The organism is Actinacidiphila epipremni (assembly GCF_012034175.1).
Classification (GTDB): domain Bacteria; phylum Actinomycetota; class Actinomycetes; order Streptomycetales; family Streptomycetaceae; genus Actinacidiphila; species Actinacidiphila epipremni.
This window is the reverse complement of sequence record NZ_JAATEJ010000028.1, coordinates 41,831-67,878: the sequence shown is the minus strand read 5'-3', so window position 1 is coordinate 67,878 and position 26,048 is coordinate 41,831. Positions and strand designations below refer to the sequence as shown.

Genomic DNA, 26,048 nt, shown 5'->3' with positions numbered 1-26,048 from the left:
CCCAGACATCGGATGTCCAGGAGCGGATACGAGCACGGCAGTCGATGACAGCGTTGTCAGCCCCCGCCCCGGCGACGGAGCGGGGACCCCGGGCCCACAGCGAGCGGGCCCGGCGGCGCGGGGCCGGCGAACGGCCGGGCGGAGCAGGGAGAACCGGTGGAGCAGGGGAAAGCGGCAGGGCGCGTCATGGGGGGATGGTGAAGAGCTGCACACGGGTGGATGCGGAGACCGCGGCGGCTCACCAGGGTCCCGCGGGCGTTCCCCGGAGCGGATGAGCCGCACCCCGAGAGAACGTTATCGTAGGATGTCTCGGACGTTTATAGAGGCGCCACCGCGCGTTGTAAAGGGGGGCGGGCCACCCGGACCCGTCGCCCGGCCGTCGCGCGGGCCGCCGCCCGAGCCCGCACCCGGCCCCACAACCGGGCCCCGTAACAGGGCCCGCGACCGTCCCCGTGAACCCGCGCCTCAGGGCGCGATCTCCCCCGAGCCCCGGACGATCAGCGACGTCGTCACGATGACCGTACGCACCGGCCGCGCCGGCTCGGCCAGCCGCGCCCGGAACAGCTCGATCGCGGTGCGCCCGATCTCCCGCTCGCCCTGCGCCACCACCGTCAGCCCCGGCCGCAGCAGGTCGGCGAGCCCGAAGTCGTCGAAGCCGACGAGCGCGAGGCTGCCGAAGTCCGGGCCCAGCGCCCGGATGACGGCGACCGTGGTGGAGAAGTTGCCGGTCACCAGCGCGGTGACGCCCTCGGGGCCGCGGCGCAGGGACTCCAGCGCGGCGCCGATGCGGCGGTCGTCGATGGGTCCGGGGTGCACCCGCCCCTCGACCGGCAGGCCGGCCTCGCGCAGGCAGTGCCGGAAGGCGGCGGCACGCTCGTGACCGGTGTAGATGCGCTCGTCGTCGCCGATGTAGCCGATCCTGCGGTGGCCCTGCGCGGCCAGGTGGGCGAAGGCCTGGCGGATGCCGCCGCGGTTGTCGGACAGCACGGTGTCCACCTCGACGCCGGTGGCGGGCCGGTCGAAGGCGACGACGGCCAGGCCGTTGTCGATCTCCGGCTGGAGGTACTGGTGGCCGTCGGCGATCGGCTCGATGACGATGCCGTCCATCCGCCGCCCGCACATGGACATCACGGCCTCGCGCTCGCGCTCCGGGTCGTCCTCGGTGGACATCGCCACCACGGTCAGCCCGGCCTCGCGGGCGGTCTCGTCGACCGCGCGCAGCACCGGGTGCGCGTCGGCGATGTGCCGCACGGCGGCGCCGATGGTGCCGGTGCGTCCGCTGCGCAGCTGCCGGGCGCGCACGTCGGGGCGGTATCCGAGCCGGTCGATGGCGGTCCTGATACGTGCGGCCAGCTCGTCGCCGACGGTCGCGTCGCCGTTGACGACCCGGGAGACCGTACGCAGCGCGACGCCCGCCTCGCGGGCCACGTCGACCATGGTGGGCCGGCGCGATTTGCGCGGCGGTTCGGCCTCGCGGCCGGCACGGGGCTTGTCGCCGGGCCTGCCGGTAGCGCTTGGACCAGGCACTTCGCTTCCCTTCGCCGGTGGTGCGCTGACCTGCCCCCGGTGGGCCGAGACCGGTCCGTGATGGTGCGGGGGCTTGACTTGCTGTCGCGGAACCTTACTGTACTCGGCGAGATAACGTTATCCCGACCGCGGACACGAGCCGCGCCTTCCGGCGACCGCGGCCGGGGATCTCGGGTCTCCCCCACGGACCGAGGCAACCAAGGAATCTCTGCGCTCCCCACCCAGGAAAGGGACGGCCATGTTCAGAAGAAGTGCCGCCATAGCCGGCGCCGCCGGCCTGCTGCTGCTCGCCGCGTGCTCCAACTCCGCCTCCAGCGGCGGCAGCGCGGCCGGCGGCAAGACGACGCTGACGTATCTCACCTTCAACACCCCTTCCCTCACCCCGGCGTTCTGGAAGGACTCCATCGCCCGGGCCGAGAAGACCGTGCCGGGGCTGACGATCAAGCAGGTGGTGGCGCCCAGCACCGACCGCGACTCGTACGCCAAGCAGCTCCAGGCATCGGGGCAGTTCCCCGACCTGCTGCAGTCGATCACGCCGTCGCAGTACACCGACGCCGGGCTGCTCACGCCCTACGACCAGTCGTGGGTGGACGCCAACTTCCTGCTGCCGCAGGGCAATGCGATCAAGGGCAAGGTCTACATCCCGCCGACCAACTCGCAGATCATCCCGCTGGTCTTCTACAACAAGTCGCTCTTCGCCAAGGCGCACGTTCAACCGCCCACCACCTGGGCGCAGTTCCTCCAGGTCAACGCCACGCTCAAGGCGGCCGGCATCACCCCGCTGGAGCTGGGCGGCAACGACCCCTTCGCCGCCGCGATGCCGCTGACCGGCGCGCTCAGCGCGGACGTGCTGGGCAAGGACCCGCAGTGGATCCAGCAACGCCACGCCGGCAAGGTCAAGTTCGCCGACGCCGACGTGGTCACCGCCGCGACCAAGATGCGCACCCTGGTGGAGAAGGGCTACTTCGAGGACGGCGCGCTCAACGTCAGCTACGCCGACTCCATCAAGAACTTCAACGCCGGCAAGGCCGCGATGTACCCGATGGGCAGCTGGTACCTCGGCTCCATCCCCAAGGACCAGTGGGACAACATCGGCGTCTTCCCGTGGCCGACCGACGACGGCAAGGTCGTGGTGCCCTTCGCGGTGGGCGGCTCGATGGCGATCAGCGCCAAGGCCGAGGACGTCAAGGCCGCCACCGCCTTCGCCAAGACCTGGTCCCTGGACCCGGCGAACCTCAAGGCGCTCATCGAGGTCGACGGCGCGTACCCGATGCTCAAGAACAAGACCCTGGACGACTACGGCGTCACCGTCAGCCCCGCCTTCACCGACTCCTACGCGTATGTGACGCGGACCGACGCCAAGGTCGGCGCGATCGGCTGGGCCACCAACGACGACGCGCTGCCGGGCTCGCTCAACAACGACCTCTACGCCGCCGCGCAGGCGCTGTTCAACAGCTCCGACGTCAAGGGCCAGATGTCCAAGCTGGACAAGTCCTGGGACACCGCGACCAAGTGAACCCGCGCACCACGAAAGGACGTGTGCGGTGAAGCCGCCCTCGCCACCCTTCCGCCACACCTCGCAGGACGCCGGCCTGCGGCTGATCGCCGCCCTCGGCCTGCTGCTCTACACGGTCTTCATCGTCGTACCGGTCTTCATGAGCCTGCGCAGCAGCTTCACCGACGAGAACCCGCTGAAGTCCGGCAGCAACTGGATCGGGTTCGCCAACTACTCCGAGATGCTGCACGACACGCAGTTGCGCGACAGCGTCGTCTTCACCCTGCTGCTGGCGCTCGCCGTGACGGTGGTGGCCAATGTGCTGGGGCTGGCCTTCGCGCTGCTGCTGGACCGGACCGCCCTGAGCTACCGGGTGCTGCGCACCCTGGCGTTCCTGCCGCAGGTGGTCTCCGGGGTGATCGTCGGCTTCGTGTGGAAGACGATCCTCACCCAGGACGGGCTGCTCAACACGCTGCTGAAGAGCGTGCACCTGGTGCACGACCCGGTGGACTGGCTCGGCAAGCCGCACCTGGCGCAGTTCTCGGTCGGCGTCGTCGTCGCCTGGGTGCTGTCCGGCTTCACCACCGTGGTCTACCTGGCCGCGCTGCAGAACATCCCGCGCGAGCTGTACGACGCCGGGGCCATCGACGGCGCGAGCACCACCCAGCAGTTCCGGATGATCACGGTGCGGATGGTGGCGCCGGCGACCACGATCAGCGTCACCATCTCGCTGATCACGGTGCTCAAGCTCTACGACGTCATCCAGGTGCTCACCTCCGGCGGGCCGGCCAACGCCACCCAGTCCACGGCGCAGTACATCGTGAAGATGGCGTTCACCGACGACCGGTTCGGATACGCCTCGTCGATCGCGATGTTCCTGCTGGCGCTGTCCGCGGTGATCGCGCTGTCCGTGACGAGCATGCTGCGCCGCAGGGAGGTCGACCTGTGACCGGACGCCGGCTGCTGAGCCCGGCGCGGCTCGTCCTCGCCGCCGTGGTGGTGCTGGCCTTCGTCAGCCCGCTCTACCTGACCGTGGTCAACGCGTTCAAGAAGGAGGACGACATCGTCTCCTCCCCCGCCGCGCCCCCGGTCCACCCGACGCTGGGCAACCTGTCGACCGCCCTCGGCCGTCCCGACCACCTGCTCCAACTGGGCCTGCGCAACTCGCTGGTCGTGGTGGTCTGCTCGGTGGTGCTGCTGATCCCGCTCGGCTCGGCCTTCAGCTTCTTCGTCTCCCGCCGCCGCACCCGGCTGCGGGCGCTGGTCCTGGCGGTGCTCGCCGCGGGGCTGATGATCCCGCCGCAGGTAGTGCTGCTGCCGACGATCCACATCCTGGACTTCCTCGGCCTGGACCACAGTTACCCGGGCCTGATCCTGTCCAACCTGGGCGGCGGGTACTTCTCCTTCGCCGTCTTCGTCTACGTCGGCTTCATGCGGGCGGTGCCGGACGAAGTCGTCGAGGCGGCGCGGCTGGACGGGGCCGGGGGCCTGCGGATCTGGTGGACGATCATCATGCCGCTGGTGCGGCCGGCCACCGCGACCGTAGCCATCTTCCTGTCGCTGTGGATCTGGAACGACTTCCTCAACCCGCAGTTCATCCTGGGCCCGTTGCAGGGCCAGACCATCACCACCGGTCTCTATCTCTCCGTGGGGCAGTTCCAGATGGATTACGGGCAGCTGTTCGGCATCATGTTCCTGGCCGGGGTGATCCCGGTCGCCGGCTACCTGGCGATGCAGAAGCAGTTCATCGCCGGCCTGACGTCGGGGTCGGCCAAGTGAGCGCCGGCGCCGGTGTGCCGGCGCTCGACGAGCTGGCCGGCGACTGGCTGCCGGCCGCCGCCCTCGCACACCTGCCGACGCTGCGCAACCAGTGGGGCCAGGGCCATGTCAACCACGACCTGACATCGTTGTCCTGGCTGGCCTTCACCCCCTACAGCGGCGGCTACCACACCGGGGTGCTGCGCGTCGGCGGCCGGCCGCTCGCCGCCGAGCGGATGCGCTGGGCGCCCTGGGGCGTGCAGCGGGCGGCCGGCAGCGGCGCGCTGGCGGTACGCACCGAGGTCCGGATGGGCTACGAGCGCAGCCGGCTGCTGTGGCGGATCACCCTGCACAACGCCGGTGACACGGCCCTCCCGGTGACCGTCGAGCAGGAACTGCTCGCGATGGTCGCCCGCAGCACGACGGACTGGGGCTGGCTGTACGGCACCCCGTGGAACAGCGGCCACCACCACGACTTCTACGCCACCGAGCGGCTGCGCGCCGAGGTCCTGGCCGACCGCCCGCGGCAGGTGCAGACGCTGCCGCACGGCGAGCGGTGGATCCGGCTGGGCTCACCGCGGATCCCCGGCATCCAGCGCGACGAGGACTCCGCCCCGATGCTGCTGGAGTCCGAGCTGCCCGACCACTCCACCCCCGACTCCGGCCGGGTCAGGGCGCCCGGCGCGCCCTGCCTGGTGCGGGCGCTGCGGGTGCTGCGCGCGGACGGCACGGCCGAGCCGGTCGGCGACGCCGCGGCGGCCTGGACGGTACGGGCCGGGACGGATGTGCGGGCCGGCACGGCCGCGCTCGCCGCGGGCGACACGCTCGCCCTGGAGGTGCGGGTCGACCAGCCCGGCGCCACCGGGGTCGTCGCCACCCACGGCAACCACCCCGACTCCGCGCAGCTCGGGCTGGACGGCGGCCGGCCGTCGTTGCGGATCGGCGGGGAGTACGTGGTCGCGCCCGGGCCGCTGCCGGTCGGCTCCTGGCACCGGCTCGCCGTCCGGTTCGGCGCGGACGGGGCCGTACTGCTGCTGGACGGCGCGGCGGCGGCCCGTACCGCGCCCTGGTGGGGCGGGCAGCGCTGGACGGCGGCGGTGCGGGAGGGGGCGCTGGTCGTCGCCGACGCGTCGAGCCCGGCCCGCTGCGCCTACGCCTTCGCCGCCGCGCCCGATGCGCTCACGGCCGAGGGCGCGCGGGGGCTGGCCCGCTGGGAGGTGCTGCTGGCGCCCGGGGAGCGCCGTGAGCTGGGCTTCGTCCTGGAGATCGGCGACGACGCGGACCGGGTGCGGCAGGCAGCGGCCGAGGTCGCCGGCGGGTTCGGCGCGGCATTCGACGAGGTCGCGGCGCGCTGGCGGGACATCTGGCGGCAGGCTTTCGAGCCGGGCGGCACGCAGTTCTCGGGCTGGCTGCCGACGCTGGTCACCGGTGACGCGGACCTGGCGCGTACGTACTACCTCGGCGCGCTGCTGGCGGTCTACCTGCGCAACACCCGGGTGTCGCGCACCGGTCCGGTGTTCCTGACCGGCGGGCCGCGGCTCGGGCCGACGACCACCTACTTCTGGGACCAGTCGGAATTCGCCAGGACCGCCGCGATGCTGGAGCCGCGCGGCATGCGGGCGTGGATCCTGGCGGCGCTCGCGCAGCCGTACGACCACTGCCACTCCTTCGACACCTACAACCTGCTGCCGGTCGGCAACCACTACGCGGCCAACGACCATGCCCTGTTCCGTACGGTGACGGCGTACGTCGGGGTGACCGGCGACACCGGGCTGCTCGGTGAACTCGCGGGCGGGCGCAGTGTGCTGGACCATCTGCGGGCGATGGCCTACCGGCCGCGGTCGCGCCGGGCGGCCTTCGGCGACGGGGTGCTGGTGGATCTCGGGCGGGACGCCTGGGAGTTGCTGGAGTGCGTGCCCAACTACCGTGACGCGGTGGTGTCGTTCAACGCCGGTTACGCGGGGATGCTGCGCACCCTCGGCGCGCTGCTGGACCTGCTCGGGGAGGGCGCCGAGGCGGCGGCGGCGCGGGCGGACGGTGACGCGCTGGCGCAGGCGGTGCTCGGGCAGTACGCGGGCGGCGGGCGGTGGCGGATCGCCCGGCCCGAGGGCTGCGACAGCATCGGGCACGTCCTGGACTTCGCGCTGGTCGCGGCGGACATGGCCGGGGACCTGCCGGCCGGGCAGCGGGCGGAGATGGTCGGGTTCGTCGCCGGGCGGCTGCTCGACGGCGACTGGATGCGGGCGCTGGACCCGCGGGACCCCGTCGCCCCGCTGTCCGACCGCCCCGACCACGGGGCCGCGGGCGCCTTCGCGGCCTGGCCGGGCGCGACCGCGTACGGCCTGTGCCGGCTGGGCCGGCCGGACCTCGCCGCCGGTGTGCTGCGCCGGGCGCACCGGGCGACCTCGGGCGGGCTGTGGGGGCAGGCCATGGAGGTGACCGCGGACGGCTCCTACCGGGTCGCCGAGCGCGGGGTGTCCAACCGGGAGTCGGTGGCGGCGGTCGCGGTCACCGAAGCGGTGCTGGCCGGGCTGTTCGGCATCGAGGCGGGCGTCGAAGGCCTCGCCGGACCGGTCGCGGGCGCCACCCGCGGTGCGTTCGGCGAGCTGCGCCATGTGCGGGCGGTCGGCTTCGACCTCGGCCCCGCGGGGGGTGCGCCGGCCCGCTGAGCCGCCGCCCGGCAGCGCCCGCCGGTCCTGCCCGCCGAGGTCGGCTCGGGCGGCGCGGACCGGGCGGCGCGCCGGACGGCACCGGGGCCCGGGAGTACCGCCGCAGGCGCGGTCCTCCCGGGCCCTGCCGTATCCGGGCCGGTGCGTCCGCGGTCGGCAGGTCCGCGAGCCGGCAGGTTCGCGGGCCGCACGACTGCCGGCCCTGACAGTTTTCCGCGGTACGCCGTGTCTGCCCCTTGTGGAAGAACCCGCAAGCAAGGGGAGAAAGTGGCTACCGAGAACGTACGGATGACACCGGCGCAGCGCTGGGTCCTGGCCCTGGCCTCGACGGCGTCGTTCATGATGTCGCTGGACAGCGTGGTCGTCTCGACGATCCTGAACACGATACGCAAGGACCTCACCGCGTCGACCGCGGCGCTGGAGTGGGTGGTCAACGCCTACAACCTGACCTTCGCCGCCCTGCTGCTGACCGGCGCCGCGCTCGGCGACCGCTTCGGGCGGCGCCGGGTCTTCACCGCCGGCGTCGCGCTCTTCACGGTCGCCTCGGCGGCGTGCGCGCTGTCGGGGGACGTCGGCGCGCTCATCGCCTTCCGCGCGCTCCAGGGCGCGGGCGCCGCGATGGTGCTGCCGCTGTCGCTGACCATGGTCAGCGCCGCCTTCCCGCCGCAGCGGCGCGGCAAGGCGATGGGCCTGTATCTGGGCATCACGGGCCTGGCCACCTTCAGCGGGCCCTTCATCGGCGGCGTCATCGCCGAGGGCCTGGACTGGAGTTGGGTGTTCTGGCTGAACCTGCCGGTCGGCGCGGCCGTCATCGCGCTGACCGCGCGCCGCCTGGCGGAGAGCTCGGGGCCCCACACCCGCTTCGACCTGGTGGGCGTGCTGCTGGTGACGGGCGGCGCGTTCGGCCTGGTGTGGGGCCTGGTGCGCGGCAACACCGCGGGCTGGGGCAGCGCGGAGGTGCTCGGCGCGTGGGTGCTGGGCGTGGTGCTGGTGGCGTCGTTCGTGCTGTGGGAGCGGCGGACGGCGGCGCCGATGCTGCCGATGCGCTTCTTCCGGGTGCGGGCGTTCGCGACCGCCAACCCGGCGAATTTCCTGGTCTTCGCGTCCCTGTACGGCACGCTGTTCTTCCTGGCGCAGTATTTCCAGACGGTACGCGGCCAGGGCCCGCTCGGCGCGGGCCTGCGGCTGATGCCGTGGACGGCGACGCTGATGGTGTGCGCGCCGATCGCCGGGCGGCTGGCCGACCGCTTCGGCGAGCGGGCGTTCGTGGCCGGCGGCCTGCTGCTGCAGGGGCTCGGCATGACGTGGATCGCGGCGGTCGCCGGCACCGGCACCGCCTACCCGGAGCTGCTGCCCGGGCTGGTCGTCAGCGGCGTGGGCCTGACGATGGCGATGCCGGCGGCGCAGCGGGCGGTGGTCGGGGCGGTGCGACCGCAGGAGATCGGGCAGGCGTCCGGCGCGTTCATGATGCTGCGGATCTTCGGCGGCGTCTTCGGCACCGCGGTCACCGTGGCGGTCTTCGCCGGGCGCGGCGGCTACGCCTCGGCGGCGGACTTCCAGCGCGGCTTCACCGCGGCGATGTCGGCGGTCGCCGGCTACGCCTTCCTCGGGGCGCTGGTCGCCCTCGGCGTCCCGGCCCGCCGCCCCGCTCCCCCGGCCGCGGCCCCGGCGCAGCAGCCGGAGCCCGCGGCACGGGTGGGAGGCGGCGAAACGGGCATCCTGGAGAAGGGGAAAAGCTAGCCTTGCCCCGGGCGCCGCGCGGAGCGGTGCCGTACGGCACGGTGCGGCGCCGTGCCGTGATCGGCTTCTCGGGTGGGGGCGGCGGCACATGAGGAGTTACGGCGCGGGTCTTGCGGCGTTAGGGCTCGCGGCGGCGTCGCTGGCCGGCTTCACCGCCGCGCCGCCGGCGGTCGCGCTGACGGCGCCGGTGGCGATGACCGCGGACGACCTGCCGACCTGGCAGACCAACGGCGTGGTCTGGGCGCTCGCCCAGGCGGGCGGCGTGGTCTTCGCCGGGGGTACGTTCTCCGCGGTCCGCCCGCCGGGCGCCGCCGCCGGCACGAGCGAGCAACAGGCCCTGAACTTCCAGGCGTTCGACGCCGCCACCGGCGTCCCGACCTCCTGCCGGCTGTCGTTCACCGTGGGCACCGGCACCGCGACGGTGCGGGCGCTCGCGGTGTCGCCGGACCGGTCGACGCTGTATGTGGGCGGTACGTTCGGCGCGGTCGGCGGGACACCGGTGAGCAACCTGGCGGCGGTGGACATCGCGACCTGCACGGTCCGCAGCGGCTTCAAGGTCGCGGTGTCCGCGCAGGTCCGCGGCATCCTCGCGACCGCGGACACCGTCTACCTCGCGGGCAACTTCACCTCGGTCGGCGGCCAGGCCCGGCAGCACTTCGCCGCGGTGAGCACCGCGGGCGCGCTGCGGCCCTTCGCACCGGCCGCGGACAAGGCCGGCAAGGCGCTGGCGCTCTCGCCCGACGGCTCGAAGGCGGTCCTCGGCGGCGACTTCGACACCGTCAACGGCGCGAACTCGCACGCCCTCGCGGTCGTGGACGCCGCCACCGGCGCGAACGTCCACACGTATCCCGGGCTCATCGGCGCGACCTCCACCGTGCAGGACCTGGCGTCGGACGCGACCGGCTTCTACACCGCGAACGAGGGCACCGGCGGCTTCGACGGCCGGATCGCGGTGGACTTCGGCACCCTCGCGGTGCGCTGGCGCGACTCGTGCCTGGGCGCGACGCAGGCGGTGCAGGTCTACCGGGGCGTGCTGTACAGCGCCTCGCACGCCCATGACTGCTCCAGCATGGGCGGCTTCCCGCAGATGCAGGACCGCCAGCACCTGCTCGCCGAGCCGGTCGGCGGCCCGCAGCTGCTGGGCTGGTTCCCCGACACCGACGACGGCCCGGCCGGCACCGAGCAGATCGGCCCGCGGGCGCTGACGCTGGCCGGCAAGGGCGGCACCGACTACCTGTGGGTCGGCGGGGAGTTCACCCGGATCGCCAGCAACGGCAACCGGCCGCAGCAGGGCCTGGTGCGCTTCGCGAGCACCCCCGACACCCGCACCCCCACCGTGCCGGACCTGGTGGACGCGATCGCCGACTCCGGTGCGGTGAAGGTCATGTGGCAGGACTCGCTGGACCTCGACGACTCGGCGCTGACGTACACCGTCTACCGCGACGGCGCGAGGATCGGCACGGCCGGCGCGTCCTCGACGTTCTGGAACCGCCGCCGCACCGCGCTGATCGACCACGACACGCAGCCGGGCACGACGTACACCTACCAGGTCACCGCCTCCGACGCGGCGGGCAACACCAGCGTGAAGTCGGCGCCGGTGAGCTTCACCACCTCCGGGACACCGGCCTCCCGCACCCTCACCGTCCCGGCGGACGCCGACAGTTACGTCAACGCGGCGGCGGTGAGCGCCAATTACGGCAACGACCAGCAGCTTGCGGTGCGCGGCAGCTCCGCCTACCGCGCCTTCCTGCACTTCACGCTGCCCGCGGCGCCGGCCGGAATGGTCCTGAAATCCGCGCGGTTGACGGTCCGCACCAGCTCGGACGCGCTCGCCGGCTCCGCCGACACCCTCACCGTGCAGCATGTGGCGGGCAGTTGGACGGAGACCGGCGTGACCTGGGCGAACCAGCCTGCGCTGGACGCCGGTTCGGTCGGCACGCTGCCGGCGCCCACCGCCCTGCAGACCGACTACGCCGCCGCGCTGGCGCTGCCGGCGCTCACCGCGGCGCTCGGCGGCGGCTACGACCTCGCGCTGACGTCGGCGGGCACGGACTCCGCGTGGTTCTGGTCCCGCAACGCGCCCGGCACCACCGGGCATCCGCAGCTCACCCTCACCTTCGCCACGCCGTGACGGCGGCGCCCGTACCGCAGCTGATCCCTCGACAGCTGCGGTACGGCCCGTGCGCGCGGCCACGGTGGAACGCGATGTAACACCCGGGCGCGCCGCGGCTTTCCAGCACACCCCGTGCGTCCCACTGCTGTCAACCCTCTGTCCCGGTACCCGAAGGCACCGCTACCCTGGCGCGTATGAAACGGAGCGGTGTAACGCGTGGCTAGGCAGCCGGGTTCCCGGGCCACGGTCCGGGCCATCGCGGCGGAGGCCGGGGTGTCGATCGCCACGGTCTCCCGGGTGATGAACGGCCATGCCAACGTCGCCCCCGACACCCGCGAGCTGGTGCGCCGCGCGGTGGCCCGGCTGGGCGCGCCGGCGCCGGCCCGGCCCGGTGCGGCCGGCGGCGCGATCTTCGTCCGCTGCCCGTACGTGCTCACCGACTACTTCGGCGTCATCGTCTCCTCGATCGCCGAGACGCTGGACCTGTACGGCAGGCGGCTGGTGCTCAGCGCGGGCGACGCGGCCCGTGAGCTGCAGGTGCTGGGCGCGCTGCCGGACGACCCGGCGGTCGCCGGTGCGGTCCTCATCGTGCCGCCCGAGCCGGAGCGGGACCTGGCGGCGCTGCGGGCGGCCGACTTCCCCTTCGTGGTGGTCGATCCGCGCACCCCGCTGCCGCAGGACATCGCCTCGGTGTCGGCGGCGAACCTCACCGCGGCGCGGGCCGTCACCGCGCATCTGGTGGAGCTGGGCCACCGCAGGATCGGGGTGATCGGCGGCCCCGGCGACTGGCTCGCGAGCCAGTCCCGGCTCGCCGGGCACACCTCGGCGCTCGCCGACGCCGGTGTGCTGCCCTCCCCCGAGCTGCTGCGCAGCATCGAGCCGACCGCCGACTGGGGGTACGACGCGGCGTGCGAGCTGCTGGACCTGCCGGACCGGCCCACCGCGCTGGTCGCGTTCAACGACAAGGCCGCGGTCGGCGCGCTGCGGGCGGCGTACGAGCGGCGGCTGCGGGTGCCCGAGGACCTGTCGATCACCGGCTTCGACGACATCGACCTCAGCCGCAGCACCGTGCCGCGGCTGACGACCGTCCGCCAGCCGCTGGAGGAGATGGGCCGGATGGCCGTCTCGCTGCTGATGCGGCTGCTGGACCGGCACACCGTGGACGCGCTGCATGTGGAGCTGGCCACCCAGCTGGTGCTGCGCGGCTCCACCGGGCCGGTGCCGGACCGTACCCGATGACTTCCCCCCACCGGCCTGGTCTGTATTGCCGGGACCGCCGGCCCGACGTGCCGGGGCCGGACGGGAAGGTCGTCTCAGGTGTCAACTCTGACGGAATCGACGAGGCCGCGGCAGGCGGCGGCGCCGCCGCGCACGGCGTGGACGCTGGTCCTGGCGTCGCTGGGGGCGTTCCTCACCTCGCTCGACGTGGTGGTCGTCGCCACCGCGCTGCCGACGCTGCGTGAGCAGCTGCACGCGAGCCTCGCCGATCTGGAATGGACGGTCAACGGCTACAACCTGGCCTTCGCGTGCCTGATGCTGACCGGCGCGGCGCTCGGCGACCGCTTCGGGCGGCGCCGTATGTACGCGCTGGGCGTGGCCGTCTTCACGCTGTCGTCGCTGGCGTGCGCGACCGCGGACTCCGCGTCGGCGCTGATCGCCGCCCGGGTGGTGCAGGGCGCGGGCGCGGCGGTGGTGCTGCCGCTGACGCTCACGCTGATCAGCCACGCCTTCCCGGCCGACAGGCGCGGTGCGGCGATCGGCGTGTGGGGCGCGATCACCGGGCTCGGGGTGGCCGCCGGGCCGGTGCTGGGCGGGGTGATCATCCAGGACGTGTCATGGCAGTGGATCTTCTGGATCAACGTGCCGGTGGGCGTGGCCGTCGCCGCCCTGTCGATGGTGGTGCTCCGGGAGAGCCGCGGCGACCGCCCGCAGCTGGACCTGGTGGGTGTGGCGCTGGTCAGCGCCGGGCTGCTGGCGCTGGTGTGGGCGCCGGTCCGGGCGCCGGAGGTGGGCTGGGGCGACCCGCAGGTGGTGGTGGCGCTGGTCGCCGGCGTGCTGCTGCTCGGGGCGTTCCTGGGCTGGCAGCGCGGGGCGCGCCACCCGATGCTGCCGCTGCGGTACTTCCGGGTCCGGGGCTTCTCCGCGGCGAACGGCACGGTGTTCTTCATGGCGTTCGCGCTCATCGGCTCGCTCTTCATGATCACCCAGATGTTCCAGCTGGGCCTCGGCTACGACCCGTTGCAGACGGGCCTGCGGATCCTGGTGTGGACGGCGATGCCGATGCTGGTCGCGCCGGTCGCGGGGGCGCTGTCGGAGCGGCTGGGCAACCGGCCGTTCATGGTGCTCGGCATGCTGCTGCAGGCGGTGGGCATGCTGTGGCTCGCGCTGGCCGCCTCCGCCGGCGCCGGCTACGGCCGGGTGGTCGCGCCGCTGGTCGTCGCGGGCGTCGGGATCTCGCTGGTGTTCCCGACGGTGGCGAACGCGGTCGTCGGCTCGGTCCCGGTCGCGGACTCCGGTGTGGCGGCCGGCACCAACAACACCGTACGGGAGGCCGGCGGCGTCTTCGGCGTCGCGGTGCTGGTGGCCGTCTTCGCGGCCAACGGCGGTTACCGGACGGCCGGTTCGTTCATGGACGGCTTCAGGGCCGCGGAGTTCGTCGCCGCCGCCGCGGCGGCGGTGGGCGCGGGCGTCGCGCTGCTGGCGCCGGGCAAGGCGCAGGAGGACGCGGTGCGCTCGGCCGTACGGGAGCCGGCGCGGGGCTGACCCGGCCCGGCCGCGAGGCGGAGGAGATCGCCGTACGGCGCCCGCGGGGGTGCCCGCGGCGGTCTCCTCGGTGGCGCGTCCGGGCCGGGCGCTCAGCCGGCGGCGGGATGCGCCGGGTCGCGGCCGAGGAAGGCGACGAGCCGGTCGCTGGGGGCGGCCAGCGGGGAGACCGGGACCGGGGCGGCGAACATCGCGGTGCGGGTCGAGGCGTCGGCGAGCTGCGGGGCGCGGCGGAGGATCGCCAGCGCCAGGGGCGCGGGTATGGGCCGGGCGTCGGCGCAGGCCCGGGCGAGGTCCCAGCCGTGGACAGCCAGTTCGAGTGCCCCCACGAGGGCCACCGTGTCGCCGGGCACGGGCAGGCCGCCGACCCGTACCGGCACGCACGCCGGCCCCGGCCGGGCCGCCCAGCGCCGCCAGCCGGCCAGCAGCCGCGCGGCCCCGGCGCGTACGGCGGCCACCGGGTCGGCGGGCCCGGCGGGCGGTCCGGCGAGCTCGGCGGGCGGGCCGGTGTGCGGCCCGGCGGGCGGGAGCAGGGCGACGGCGCCGTGGTCGGTGGCCTCCTGGAGCGCGGCCATCGACTCGCGCAGGTGCCCCAGCAGGTCCGCCACCGTCCAGCCCGCGCACGGCGTCGGCCGCCCCAGGCCGCCGGCCGGCAGCGCGGCCAGGCTCGCCAGGCCGTACCCGGCGGCCTGCTCCAGCAGCAGGACGGCCCTGACCCGCTCGGTCACCACCGCCACGGCACGTCCGGGCCGGTGCCGGCGGGCAGTGTCGCGGGCAGCCCCAGGGCGGGGAAGAGCGCGGTGTCGCGGAAGACCAGGATGCGGGCGACCGCCCCCTGGCGCAGCGTCAGGACGTCGACGGCGTGCGGGTGGTAGCGGCCGTCGGCGGCGCGCAGGTACGTCGCGAGCGCGGGCTGGCCGTCGTTGACGGTCAGCGCGAGGGAGCGCTGCTCGGTGATGTGCGGGAAGACGCGTTCGCCGAGGAAGCGCAGCACGACCGCCCGGTCGGCGAACCACACCGGCTCGGGCGGCATCTCCAGCCGTACGTCGTCGCGCAGCAGCCGGGCCAGGGCGGCCACGTCGGCGTCCTGGAAGGCGCGGGCGAAGCGGTCGACCAGGGCCCGGCCGCGCGCGTCGAGCACGTCGTGGACGTCGTCCTCGCGCGGCGCGGCCTGCTCCAGGCGCTCGCGGGCCCGTTGCAGCGCGCTGTTGACGGCCGCGGTGCTGGTGTCCAGCAGCGCGGCGACCTCGGCGGCCCGCCAGGCCAGCACGTCGCGCAGGATCAGCACGGCCCGCTGCCGGGGCGGCAGTTCCTGCAGCGCGACGACCAGCGCGAGCCGTACGCTGCCGCGGGTCTCGACCACCGAGGCGGGGTCGGGCGGCGGGTCGGCCAGCGGCTGCACCCACGCGATGTCCGCGCCGTCCGCGCCGGCGGGCGCCTGCGGGTCGTCGCTCGCGGCGCCGAGCCCGGCCGGCACAACCCGGCGGCTGCGGTGCCCGAGCGCGGTCAGGCACGCGCTGGTCGCGATGCGGTAGAGCCAGAAGCGCAGCGAGGACCGCCCCTCGAAGCCGTGCCGGCCGCGCCACGCGCGCAGCAGGGTCTCCTGGACCAGGTCCTCCGCGTCCTGCGCCGAGCCCAGCATGCGGTAGCAGTGCGCCAGCAGCTCGGGGCGGAAGGCGGCGGCGCGCTCCAGGAATTCCGTGTCGTCGCGCGGCGCCGCCTGCGCGGTGCCGCGGCCGGTCAGGGTGGTCACGTGGCGTCTCCGGGGTGGTCGGGGAACCTTCACCGGTACAGACACCGCAGGCCCCGGAAAGTCATCGCGCGAGCGCGGTACGGACCCGGGCCCGGGTCCGTACCGCGGCGGGCGCGGTCAGGCCGCGGTCAGGCCGGCAGCGGGTCCAGGCCGGCCGCGGAGAGCCGGTAGGACAGCGCGCCCTGCTCCTCGCCGGTCGCCAGCGCCAGCACCGCCGCGCCGGCCAGCTCGGGGGTGAGCAGCGGGCCCATGCGGCGCACGAACGCCTCGTGCTCGATGCCCTCCAGGGCGGCGTAGGCGGCGCTGGCCCGGGCGCCGAGCTCGGTGGTCGGCGACAGCGCGGGCAGCACGGCGGTGAAGCGGATGCCCAGCTGCTGCCGGCGCGATTCGGCGGCGGCGTACTCGGACACGAAGCGGACGGTGGCCTTGGCGCCGGCGTAGCCGCCGCTGAGCGGTGAGCCGCGCAGGGCGGCGCCGCTGGACAGCGACACCACGGTGCTGCCGGGCGGCAGCGGCAGCCGCAGCGCGGCGCGCACCCAGTGGAACGCCTGCCGCACATCGGTCTCCCAGGGGGCGCGGAAGGTGTCCCAGGTGTGCTCCTGGAGCGGCTGCATCACGGGCGTGGCGCCGGCGTTGAGCACGATCGTGCGCGGGGCGTGCCGCTCCAGCAGGTCGGCGGCGAGGTCGGGGTCGGCGGCGTCGCCGCGCACCGGCACGAAGGCGTCGCCGAGGTCGGCGCGCACCTTCTCCAGCGCCTCGGCGTCCCGGCCGACGCCCAGGACCCGGGCCCCGGCCCGCACGAGCGCGGCGGCGCTGCCGCGGCCGAAGCCCCGGGCGGCGCCGGTGACGACGGCGGTGGTCCCCGCCGGATCGGTGACGGACATGGTGTCTCCTCGCAAACCGGTGTGTCTGTGGTGCTCTGCCACCGGTAAAGACACCGCGGCGCGCGGAAACTCGTCGGGCCGCCCGGCGCGCGAACGCACCGGGCGGCCCGCAGGAGCCGGAGCGCGGGAACTAGGCCGCGGTCTCGACGAGGTCGACGTGCTGGGGGTAGAAGGCGACATGGCCGGCGATCTCGCCGACCGCGTCGTACGGCGTGGTGTACGTCCACACCGCGTCGGGCACCGTGCCGTCCGCGGTGACCAGCGAGTAGTACGAGGCGTCGCCCTTGTACGGGCAGTACGTCGTGCTGTCGCTGGCCGCGAGCGCGGACGGCTCGACGTCCTCCAGCGGGATGTAGACGACCGGCGGGTAGGACGCCTCCTGCAGCGTCAGCGCCCGCGTGGTGTCGGCGATGACCTGGCCGGCGGCGCGCACGGTGACACGGGAGGGGTGGGGCCGGACGGTGATCGGGTGGTCGGGGCCCGGCGTCTTCGCGGTGCGTTCCACGGGTCCTCCGTAGGCGTGGGGTGACGGCACCTGCGACCGTAGGCAGATCGTCCGCGCCGGGTCAAGCGGGGCCCGCCGGGGTGCGGGAGGGCAGGGCGGTGAGCCGGCGCTGCACGGCCGTCAGGTACTCCTTGCGGTCCAGCGGGTCGGGTCCGCTGCGGGGGCGCACCGGGGCCTCGCCCCGGACCGGCGCGTAGTGGTCGAAGGCGGTCTCCAGGACGCCCTCGCCGCTGGTGAGGGTGGGCAGCCGCAGCTCCAGGGCGTGCACGGCGGCGGCCGGGATGTCGCCCTGGAGGACGTATCCGCCGGCGCCGTCCGGCGCCGGGGTGCGGGGCAGGGCGCGCAGCCGGGTCAGGGCGGGCAGCACCGCGCCGAGCGCGTCGGCGGGCAGTTCCAGCCGGAAGCGGTGCATGGGCTCGTGCACCCGGGTGCCGGCCTGCCGCAGCGCCGCCGCCAGCACCAGCGGGGTGAGGTTGCGGAAGTCGCCGGAGGTGCTGGACATGCTCTTGTCGAACACCGCGTGCGCATGGCTCTGCCGGGCCCAGTAGCCCGCGTGCGTCATCGTCACCGCGCAGTCGGGGACCTGCCAGCCGTACAGGCCCTGCGCGAGGGTGGCGCGCACGGTCTCCTCGACGGCGGTGAAGAAGGCGTACGGCAGCGAGCCCAGCTCGACCTCGCGGCGGAAGACGACGCCGCTGCCGGGCGGTGCCGGCTCCACGCGCAGGCCGACCGTGGCGAGGAAGGGGTTGGGGCCGGTCTTGATGAACTCCACGGCCGCGCCGGTGCCGGTGACCCGCTCGATGTGCAGGGTGGTCGTGGGCCGGAAGACCGCCGCCACGCCGTGGTCGGCGGCCAGCGTCGCCTGGATGACCTCCTTCTGCACCTCGCCGTAGAGCGACACCGCGATCTCGCCGCGGTCCTCGTCGCGCCGCAGGTTGATCAGCGGGTCCTGCTCGGCGAGCCGGGTGAGGGCGGTGTGCAGGGCGGCGCGGTCGGCGGGGCGGCGGGCGCTGACGACCGTCTCCAGGCTGGGCGGGGCGAAGTGGCGGTCGGGCGCGCCGCCGGGCGCGGGGGCGCCGACGGTGTCGCCGATGCGTACGTCGCCCAGGCCCCACACCTTGGCGATCCGGCCGGCCGGCACCTGCGGTACGGGCCGGTCGGTGCCCTGGTCGAAGACAGTGAGCGCGGTGATCCGCCCCTCCCCCGCGACCGCGCCGTCGCGGTGCAGCGGCGGGCGGTCGCGTACCCGCAGGGTGCCGGAGGCGAGCCGGACGAAGGCGATGCGCTCGCCGGCCGGGCCGCGCTGCATGGTGAAGACGGTGCCGGACAGCGGTCCTTGCGGGTCGCCGGCCGAGCCGGGCAGCCAGCGCGTGATGCCGTCGGCGAGCGCTTCGACGCCGGCGCCGGTGACGGCGGAGCCGGCGTAGACCGGGTGGACCTCGGCGGCGGCGGTACGGGCGGCGAGCGCGCGGCGCAGCCGGTCGTACGGCAGGTCGCCGCCCTCGACGTAGACGGCGAGCAGGTCGTCGTCGTGGGCGGCGAGGACGTCGGTGAGCCGGGCGGTGAGTTCCGGGTCGCCGGGCGGGTACGGCACGGCCTCGGCGGCGGCGGTGCCCTGGCGGCGGGCCGCGGTGAGCGGGACGACGTCGGGGGTGAGGCGGGCGGTGATGCCGGCCAGCGTGCGGTCGAGGTCGGCGCCGGAGCGGTCGATCTTGTTGACGAAGACCAGGGTGGGGATGCGCAGCCGGCGAAGCGTCCGCATCAGGACGCCGGTCTGCGGCTGGACGCCCTCCACGGCGGAGACCACGAGCACCGCGCCGTCCAGGACGCCGAGCACCCGCTCGACCTCGGCGATGAAGTCGGGGTGGCCGGGGGTGTCGATGAGGTTGACGGTGGTGCCGTGCAGCCGGAAGGAGACCACGGCGGACTTGATGGTGATGCCGCGCTGCCGCTCCAGCGCCAGCGTGTCGGTGCGCGTGGTGCCGCGGTCCACGCTGCCGGGGGTGTCGATGACGCCGGCCTGGTGCAGCAGGCGCTCGGTGAGGCTGGTCTTACCTGCGTCGACGTGCGCGAGAATGCCGAGATTGAGTGGAGCCACGGGCTGTCATGTCCTCAGGAGCGAAGGGATTTCCTGTCGGGGCGGGCATGACGGAACCGCGCATTGCTCATTGCTCCTTGGTCGGCGGTGCGGACGGGTCCGACTACAGCACCGGGCCGCGGCGGGCGGCAACCGGATTTCCCGGTCGCCCACCGCCGCGGCCCGGTGCCGCGGGGAGCGGCGCGGCTACGTGCGGGAGACCTTGCGGGTGGCGCGCAGCCACTCGCGGTTCATCGCGGTGATGGACGTCAGCGGGATGCCCTTGGGGCAGGCGGTGGCGCACTCGCCGGTCAGGGTGCAGCCGCCGAAGCCCTCGGCGTCCATCTGGGCGACCATGTCCAGGACCCGGGTCTCGCGCTCGGGCGCTCCTTGCGGCAGGACGTTGAGGTGGTTGACCTTCGCCGAGGTGAACAGCATCGCCGAGCCGTTGGGGCAGGCGGCCACGCACGCGCCGCAGCCGATGCACTCGGCGTGCTCGAAGGCGGTGTCGGCGGCGGGCTTGGGCACGGGGGTGGCGTGCGCCTCGGGCGCGGAGCCGGTGGGGGCGGTGATGTAGCCGCCGGACTGGATGATGCGGTCGAAGGAGGAGCGGTCGACGACCAGGTCGCGGACGACCGGGAAGGCGGCGGCGCGCCACGGCTCGACGTCGATGGTGTCGCCGTCGCGGAAGGAGCGCATGTGCAGCTGGCAGCTGGTGGTGCGTTCCGGGCCGTGCGCCTCGCCGTTGATGACCAGGCTGCACGCGCCGCAGATGCCCTCGCGGCAGTCGTGGTCGAAGGCGACCGGTTCCTCGCCCTCGACGGTGAGGCGTTCGTTGAGGGTGTCGAGCATCTCCAGGAACGACATGTCGGGCGAGATGCCGTCGACGTCGTAGGTGGACATCGCGCCGGGCGCGTCGGCGTCGTGCTGGCGCCAGATGCGCAGGGTGAGCTTCATGCGTAGCTCCGCTGGGTGGGGTGGACGTAGGCGAAGACGAGGTCCTCGCGGTGCAGTACGGGGGCGGCGCCGGTGCCGGTGAACTCCCATGCGGCGGCGTAGCTGAACTCCTCGTCCCTGCGGGCGGCTTCGCCGTCGGGGGTCTGGGACTCCTCGCGGAAGTGGCCGCCGCAGGACTCGGCGCGGTGCAGGGCGTCCAGGCACATCAGCTCGGCGAGTTCCAGGTAGTCCACGACGCGGTTGGCGCGTTCCAGGGACTGGTTGAACTCCGCCTCGGTGCCGGGCACCTTGATGCGGCGCCAGAACTCCTCGCGGATCTGCGGGATGCGGTCCAGTGCCTTGCGCAGGCCCTGCTCGGTGCGGGCCATGCCGCAGAACTCCCACATCAGCTCGCCCAGTTCGCGGTGGAAGGAGTCGGCGGTGCGGTCGCCGTCGACGCTCACCAGCCGGTGCAGCCGCTCGGTGGTCTCGGCGAGGACGGCGGTGATCTGCGGGTGGTCGGCGGCGGGTGTGTCGTGGCCGGGGTGCCGGGCGAGGTAGTCGTTGAGGGTCGCGGGCAGCACGAAGTAGCCGTCGGCCAGGCCCTGCATGAGGGCGGAGGCGCCCAGCCGGTTGGCGCCGTGGTCGGAGAAGTTGGCCTCGCCGATCGCGAACAGGCCGGGGACGGTGGTCTGCAGGTCGTAGTCGACCCACAGCCCGCCCATCGTGTAGTGCACGGCCGGGTAGATCCGCATCGGGACCTCGTAGGGGTTCTCCGCGGTGATCCGCTCGTACATCTCGAAGAGGTTGCCGTACTTCGCCTCGATGGCCGGCCGGCCGAGCCGGGCGATGGCGTCGGCGAAGTCGAGGTAGACGCCCTGGCCGCCGGGGCCGACGCCGCGGCCCTCGTCGCAGACGTTCTTGGCGGCGCGCGAGGCGATGTCGCGCGGCACGAGGTTGCCGAAGGAGGGGTAGATGCGCTCCAGGTAGTAGTCGCGCTCGTCCTCGGGGATCTCGGCGGGCGGGCGGGTGTCGCCCTTGGCCTTGGGCACCCAGATGCGGCCGTCGTTGCGCAGCGACTCGCTCATCAAGGTGAGCTTGGACTGGTGGTCGCCGGTGCGCGGGATGCAGGTGGGGTGGATCTGGGTGAAGCAGGGGTTGGCGAAGTACGCGCCGCGGCGGTGGGCCCGCCAGATCGCGGTCGCGTTGGAGTTCATGGCGTTGGTCGACAGGTAGAAGACGTTGCCGTAGCCGCCGGAGGCGAGCACGACGGCGTCGGCGACGTACGGGCGGATCTCGCCGGTGACCAGGTCGCGGGCGACGATGCCGCGGGCCCGGCCGTCGATGACCAGCAGGTCCAGCATCTCGGTGCGCGGGTGCAGTTCGACGTTGCCGGCGGCGATCTGCCGGGAGAGGGCCTGGTAGGCGCCGAGCAGCAGTTGCTGGCCGGTCTGGCCGCGGGCGTAGAAGGTGCGGGAGACCTGGACGCCGCCGAAGGAGCGGGTGTCGAGCAGGCCGCCGTACTCGCGGGCGAAGGGCACGCCCTGGGCGACGCACTGGTCGATGATCTCCACCGAGATCTGCGCCAGGCGGCGGACGTTGGACTCCCGGGAGCGGAAGTCGCCGCCCTTGACGGTGTCGTAGAAGAGCCGGTGGATGGAGTCGCCGTCGTTGCGGTAGTTCTTGGCGGCGTTGATGCCGCCCTGCGCGGCGATGGAGTGGGCGCGGCGCGGGGAGTCCTGGTAGCAGAACTGCACGACGTGGTAGCCCTGTTCGGCCAGGGTGGCGCCCGCGGAGCCGCCGGCCAGGCCGGTGCCGACGACGATGACGGTGTGCTTGCGGCGGTTGGCGGGGTTGACCAGCTTGGCGGTGAAGCGGCGGGTGTCCCAGCGCTCCTCGATGGGGCCGTCCGGCGCCTTGGTGTCGGCGACGGGCTCGCCGGTGGTGTAGTCGCTGTAGTGGGTCATGTCGGTGGTCATGTCCGTGGTCATGGCGGTCCTCAGCTCACGAGGCCGGTCATGACGCCGACCGGCACGGCGATGAAACCTGCGGTCAGTAGCAGGGCGAGCAGGTTCGCGGTGGTCTTCAGCGCGCGGTCGCGGCGCCGGCTGCCGGCGCCGAGAGTCTGGGCGGCGCTCCAGAAGCCGTGCCGGATGTGCAGGCCGAGGGCGAGCATCGCGACGATGTAGATGACGTTGTTCCACCAGTCGTGGAAGGCCGCCACGACGTTGTGGTATGGGTGGCCGGGCACGAAGCCGCGCTGCACGGTGCCGGTGGTCAGGTCCAGGATGTGCCAGACGATGAAGAGGGCGAGGATGACCCCGCCCCAGCGCATGGTCCGGGTGGCGTAGCCGGCGCGCGCGCGGGTGTGGACGTAGCCGACCGGGCGGGAGGCGATGTCGCGGCGGCTGAGCTGGTACGCGCACACGCCGTGCGCCACGACGGCGGCGACCAGGGCGGCGCGGATGATCCACAGCGCCCACTCGTAGTGGAAGAAGGGCTCGCCGAGGGTGCGCAGCCAGTGGGCGTAGCCGTCGAAGGTGCCGGGGCCGAAGAAGATCTTCAGGTTGCCGTACATGTGGACGACCAGGTAGAGCAGCATCACCAGGCCGCTCACCGCCATGACGGTCTTCTTGCCCACGGTCGAGTCCCAGACCGTGCGCGCCATCGAGGGCCGACGGTCCGGCCGCGTTGCCAATGCCATGAACACGACGCTACGACCGGGTACGTCCAGTGGTCCAAGACATGATCGAGCTGGACTCGATAGCCGGTGCCTATCGACGAGCTAGGCTGGCGGGGTGCAGTTCCAGCAGCTCGCCTACTTCGTGGCCGTCGCGGACGCCCGGCACTTCACCCGGGCCGCGCAGGCGCTGCATGTGTCGCAGCCGTCGCTGTCGCAGCAGATCAGGGCGCTGGAGAAGGAGCTGGGAGCGGCGCTCTTCAGCCGGGCGCGCGGCAACATCGCGCTGACCGACGCCGGCGAGGCGCTGCTGCCGCTGGCCCGGCGGATCCTCGCCGACGCCGACACCGCGCGGCACGAGGTGCTGGAGCTGGCGCAGCTGCGCCGCGGCCGGGTGCGGCTCGGGGCGACACCGAGCCTGGCGACCGGGCTGCTGCCGGACGTGCTGCGGGCCTTCCACGACCGGCACCCCGGCATCCGGCTGCTGGTGGAGGAGGGCGGCTCGCACGATCTCGTACGGCAGCTGGCGCGCGGGGCGCTGGACCTGGCGCTGGTGGTGCTGCCGCTGCCGAGCCCGTCGCCGGCGCTGACGACGGTGGAGCTGTTCCAGGAGGACCTGGTGGTGGTCTCCTCGGCGGCCGACGCGGCGCCGGCCGGGCCGCTGCGGATCGCCGACCTGGAGGGCCGGCCGATGGTGATGTTCCGGCACGGCTACGACCTGCGGGACCTGACGCTCGCGGCGTGCCGGGCGGCCGGCTTCGAGCCGTATCTGACCGTCGAGGGCGGCGAGATGGACGCGGTGCTGGGCTTCGTGCGCGCCGGGCTCGGCATCGGCGTGGTGCCGGCGACGGTCGCCGCCCGGGCGGGCCTCGACCTGCGGGTCACCCCGCTGGCCCGCCCGGGCCTGCGCCGTACCGTCGCCTTGGCCCACCGCAGCGACGTCGCGCCGCCGCGCGCCGCCCGGGTGCTCCAGGACGTCCTGCTGACCTCCGCGCGCCGCGCGGTCACCGACTCACCGGGCCTGCGCCCGGGGGCACACCGGGCGCCGGGCTCCGGGGCGCCGGAGGTGTGAGCGGTCGGGGCGCGGGGCGCCGGCGGGTGACCCGTGCTACGGCTGCCGCGCCGGCCGGATCACCGGCAGCAGCACCGCGACCGCCGCCAGCGCGGCGAGCGCGAAGCACGCGGCGAGGAAGAAGGCGTGGTGGTAGCCGCCGGCCCGGGCGGCCCGCAGCGCGGCCGTCCCCGGGGCGGCGGAGGAGCCCGGCGCGAGCAGATGGCCGATCCGGCTGAACGCCGCGGCCGAGATCACCGCCACGCCCAGCGCGCCGCCCGCCTCCTGGCTGGTGTTGATCAGGCCCGCCGCGACGCCCGCGTCGGACTCGGCCACCCCGTGGGCCGCGGCGATCTGCAGCGGCACGAAGGACATCCCGAGGCCGACGCCGACCATCAGGAAGGGCGGCAGCACGTCGGCGGCGTATCCGGCGCCGACCGGCAGCCGGGCGAGCAGCAGCAGCCCGGCCGCGCCGAGGGCGAGGCCGGCCATCAGCACGGGCTTGCCGGGGAAGCGGGCGACGAGGCCGGAGGCGGCGCCGGCCCCGACCGTCACCGCGACGGCGAGCGGGACGTAGGCCAGGCCGGTCTTCAGCGCGTCGTAGCCGAGCACCTGCTGCATGAACAGGCTGGCGAAGAAGAACAGCGTCGCCATCGCGCCCAGCGTCAGCACCGTCCCGAGGTTCGCGGCCCGCAGCGCGGGCAGCCGCAGCACCCGGCCGGGCAGCAGCGGCGCCTGCGCGCGGGTCTCCAGCACCGCGAAGGCGGCGAGCAGCAGCGCGGCGCCGGCGAGCCCGCCGACGGTGCCGGCGTCCGACCAGCCGGCGCTGACGGCCTGGTCGAGGGTGTGAACGAGCAGCAGCAGCCCCGCGGTCAAGGTGACGGCGCCGCCGGTGTCGAAGCGGCGCCGGGCGTCCGGCAGCCGGCTCTCGGGCAGCACATAGGGCGCGGCCACCAGGGCGAGCAGCGCGATGGGCACGTTGATGAAGAACACCCAGCGCCAGCCGGGCCCCTGCGTCAGCAGGCCGCCCAGCAGCACGCCCAGGACGGAGGCGACGCCGGCGAGCGCGCCCCAGATCCCGAGGGCCTTGGTGCGCTCGGCGCCCTCGGTGAAGGTGGCGGTGAGGGTGGACAGCGCCGCCGGCGCGGTCAGCGCGGCACCGAAGCCCTGCACGGCGCGGGCGGAGATCAGCAGGCCGGGGTCGTGCGCGAGCCCGGCCGCGAGCGAGGCGGCGCCGAAGAAGGCGAGGCCGGTGCGCAGCAGCCTGCGCCGGCCGAGGGTGTCGGCGAGCCGGCCGCCGAGCAGCAGGAAGCCGCCGAGGACGGTGCCGTAGGCGGTGACGACGAACTGCAGGTCGCCGTCGGCCATGCCGAGGCTGTGCTGGATGGAGGGCAGGGCGACGTTCACGATCGTGACGTCGAGGTAGACGGTGGACTGCACCACGCACAGGAAGGCGAGGACCAGTCCGGGCCGTCGGGCGGCCGGGGCGCGCAGTCGCTGGTCGCGCGGGGAAGCGGCGAGAGTCATGGCCGGGACGCTAGCAACGCGGATATAGTAGGTACCTACAGGATAGTGACTACCCGTACGGGGCTCCCCCACCCGCGGACTCCGGTACGGATTCGGGCGGGGACTCCCCGAAGGACACACGGAGGTGCGGCAGCCATGACCGAGACGGTGTCCCCGCCCGGCCGCCCCGCGCGCGGCCACGCGGCGGCGGTGCAGGCCGAGGCGTGCCCGATCGGGCCGGTGGTGGACCTGGTCTTCAGCCGCTGGACGACGCCGATCCTGTGGGCGCTGCACGCGTTCGGGCGGCAGCGGTTCGTGGAGCTGGAGCGGCGGATCGGCACGATCACCCCGAAGGTGCTGACGCAGCGGCTGCGGCAGATGGAGCGCGACGGGCTGGTCGTGCGCACGTATTACCCGGAGGTGCCGCCGCGGGTGGAGTACGAGATCAGTGAGCTGGGGCTGAGCCTCGCCCCGCTGTTCCACCACCTCACCGAGTGGTCGCGCGACCACCTCGGCGAGGTCGCCGCGGCCCGGGTCGCGTACGACGACCGCGACGGCCCGATGCCCTGACGGCGGGCGGCCGGCCGCAGG

The 26,048-nt window shown here is 74.1% G+C and carries 20 protein-coding genes; 10 read left to right on the top strand and 10 right to left on the bottom strand.

Annotation, left to right across the window (positions count from 1 at the left end):
• Positions 1-465 precede the first annotated feature (465 nt).
• Positions 466-1,437: a LacI family DNA-binding transcriptional regulator gene (locus HCN08_RS28250; RefSeq protein ID WP_167986155.1), complete on the bottom strand. Its 972-nt coding sequence runs from the start codon at positions 1,435-1,437 to the stop codon at positions 466-468.
• A 328-nt stretch (positions 1,438-1,765) separates the two neighbouring features.
• Here HCN08_RS28250 and HCN08_RS28245 point away from each other — a divergent pair, with 328 nt between their 5' ends.
• The 8 genes from HCN08_RS28245 (at position 1,766) to HCN08_RS28210 (ending at position 14,065) form a co-directional block, all read left to right on the top strand.
• Complete coding sequence (locus HCN08_RS28245) at positions 1,766-3,043, top strand: ABC transporter substrate-binding protein (protein WP_167986103.1); 1,278 nt, start codon at positions 1,766-1,768, stop codon at positions 3,041-3,043.
• 28 nt (positions 3,044-3,071) lie between these two features.
• Positions 3,072-3,971 (top strand): carbohydrate ABC transporter permease, encoded by a 900-nt coding sequence (locus tag HCN08_RS28240; protein ID WP_322974734.1) that lies wholly within the window; start codon positions 3,072-3,074, stop codon positions 3,969-3,971.
• Positions 3,968-4,801, top strand: coding sequence for a carbohydrate ABC transporter permease (locus HCN08_RS28235; RefSeq protein ID WP_167986102.1), 834 nt, complete (start codon positions 3,968-3,970; stop codon positions 4,799-4,801). The genes HCN08_RS28240 and HCN08_RS28235 overlap by 4 nt, the downstream gene beginning before the upstream one ends.
• Positions 4,798-7,449: a LamG domain-containing protein gene (locus HCN08_RS28230; RefSeq protein ID WP_167986101.1), complete on the top strand. Its 2,652-nt coding sequence runs from the start codon at positions 4,798-4,800 to the stop codon at positions 7,447-7,449. Before HCN08_RS28235 ends, HCN08_RS28230 begins: the two co-directional genes overlap by 4 nt.
• Positions 7,450-7,716: 267 nt before the next feature.
• Entirely contained in the window at positions 7,717-9,189 is a 1,473-nt protein-coding gene (locus HCN08_RS28225) for a DHA2 family efflux MFS transporter permease subunit (protein WP_322974733.1), read from the top strand.
• Between the two features lie 88 nt (positions 9,190-9,277).
• Entirely contained in the window at positions 9,278-11,320 is a 2,043-nt protein-coding gene (locus HCN08_RS28220; RefSeq protein ID WP_167986100.1) for a CBM96 family carbohydrate-binding protein, read from the top strand.
• Positions 11,321-11,518: 198 nt separating this feature from the next.
• Positions 11,519-12,541, top strand: coding sequence for a LacI family DNA-binding transcriptional regulator (locus HCN08_RS28215; RefSeq protein WP_167986099.1), 1,023 nt, complete (start codon positions 11,519-11,521; stop codon positions 12,539-12,541).
• 78 nt (positions 12,542-12,619) lie between these two features.
• Positions 12,620-14,065 carry an MFS transporter gene (locus tag HCN08_RS28210; protein ID WP_322974732.1) on the top strand — a complete coding sequence of 482 codons (1,446 nt, stop codon included), beginning with the start codon at positions 12,620-12,622 and terminating at the stop codon, positions 14,063-14,065.
• Between the two features lie 92 nt (positions 14,066-14,157).
• Here HCN08_RS28210 and HCN08_RS28205 read toward each other — a convergent pair whose 3' ends face one another.
• From HCN08_RS28205 to HCN08_RS28170, 8 genes are all read right to left on the bottom strand, one after another.
• On the bottom strand, positions 14,158-14,793 hold the full coding sequence (locus tag HCN08_RS28205) for a TIGR03086 family metal-binding protein (protein WP_167986098.1): 636 nt from the start codon (positions 14,791-14,793) through the stop codon (positions 14,158-14,160).
• On the bottom strand, positions 14,790-15,818 hold the full coding sequence (locus tag HCN08_RS28200; RefSeq protein ID WP_322974730.1) for an RNA polymerase subunit sigma-70: 1,029 nt from the start codon (positions 15,816-15,818) through the stop codon (positions 14,790-14,792). The genes HCN08_RS28205 and HCN08_RS28200 overlap by 4 nt, the downstream gene beginning before the upstream one ends.
• A 128-nt stretch (positions 15,819-15,946) precedes the next feature.
• A complete protein-coding gene (locus tag HCN08_RS28195) occupies positions 15,947-16,702 on the bottom strand; it encodes an SDR family oxidoreductase (RefSeq protein WP_167986096.1) in 756 nt (251 codons plus the stop codon).
• 130 nt (positions 16,703-16,832) lie between these two features.
• On the bottom strand, positions 16,833-17,207 hold the full coding sequence (locus tag HCN08_RS28190; protein WP_167986095.1) for a DUF427 domain-containing protein: 375 nt from the start codon (positions 17,205-17,207) through the stop codon (positions 16,833-16,835).
• A gap of 61 nt (positions 17,208-17,268) precedes the next feature.
• Positions 17,269-19,305: a GTP-binding protein gene (locus HCN08_RS28185; RefSeq protein WP_167986094.1), complete on the bottom strand. Its 2,037-nt coding sequence runs from the start codon at positions 19,303-19,305 to the stop codon at positions 17,269-17,271.
• 186 nt (positions 19,306-19,491) lie between these two features.
• Positions 19,492-20,241 carry a succinate dehydrogenase/fumarate reductase iron-sulfur subunit gene (locus tag HCN08_RS28180; RefSeq protein ID WP_167986093.1) on the bottom strand — a complete coding sequence of 250 codons (750 nt, stop codon included), beginning with the start codon at positions 20,239-20,241 and terminating at the stop codon, positions 19,492-19,494.
• Positions 20,238-22,187: a fumarate reductase/succinate dehydrogenase flavoprotein subunit gene (locus HCN08_RS28175; RefSeq protein WP_167986151.1), complete on the bottom strand. Its 1,950-nt coding sequence runs from the start codon at positions 22,185-22,187 to the stop codon at positions 20,238-20,240. The genes HCN08_RS28180 and HCN08_RS28175 overlap by 4 nt, the downstream gene beginning before the upstream one ends.
• Positions 22,188-22,219: 32 nt before the next feature.
• Positions 22,220-22,924, bottom strand: a complete 705-nt coding sequence (locus HCN08_RS28170; protein WP_167986092.1) for a succinate dehydrogenase cytochrome b subunit — start codon at positions 22,922-22,924, stop codon at positions 22,220-22,222.
• A gap of 94 nt (positions 22,925-23,018) precedes the next feature.
• Here HCN08_RS28170 and HCN08_RS28165 point away from each other — a divergent pair, with 94 nt between their 5' ends.
• Positions 23,019-23,972, top strand: coding sequence for a LysR family transcriptional regulator (locus HCN08_RS28165; protein WP_167986091.1), 954 nt, complete (start codon positions 23,019-23,021; stop codon positions 23,970-23,972).
• Between the two features lie 36 nt (positions 23,973-24,008).
• Here the strand turns inward: HCN08_RS28165 and HCN08_RS28160 are convergent, their stop codons facing one another.
• The gene (locus tag HCN08_RS28160) at positions 24,009-25,478 is read right to left on the bottom strand and encodes an MFS transporter (protein ID WP_167986090.1); all 1,470 of its coding nucleotides are present in this window, start codon (positions 25,476-25,478) and stop codon (positions 24,009-24,011) included.
• 135 nt (positions 25,479-25,613) lie between these two features.
• Between HCN08_RS28160 and HCN08_RS28155 the strand changes: the two genes are divergently transcribed.
• Positions 25,614-26,027 (top strand): winged helix-turn-helix transcriptional regulator, encoded by a 414-nt coding sequence (locus HCN08_RS28155; protein ID WP_167986089.1) that lies wholly within the window; start codon positions 25,614-25,616, stop codon positions 26,025-26,027.
• Positions 26,028-26,048 lie beyond the last annotated feature (21 nt).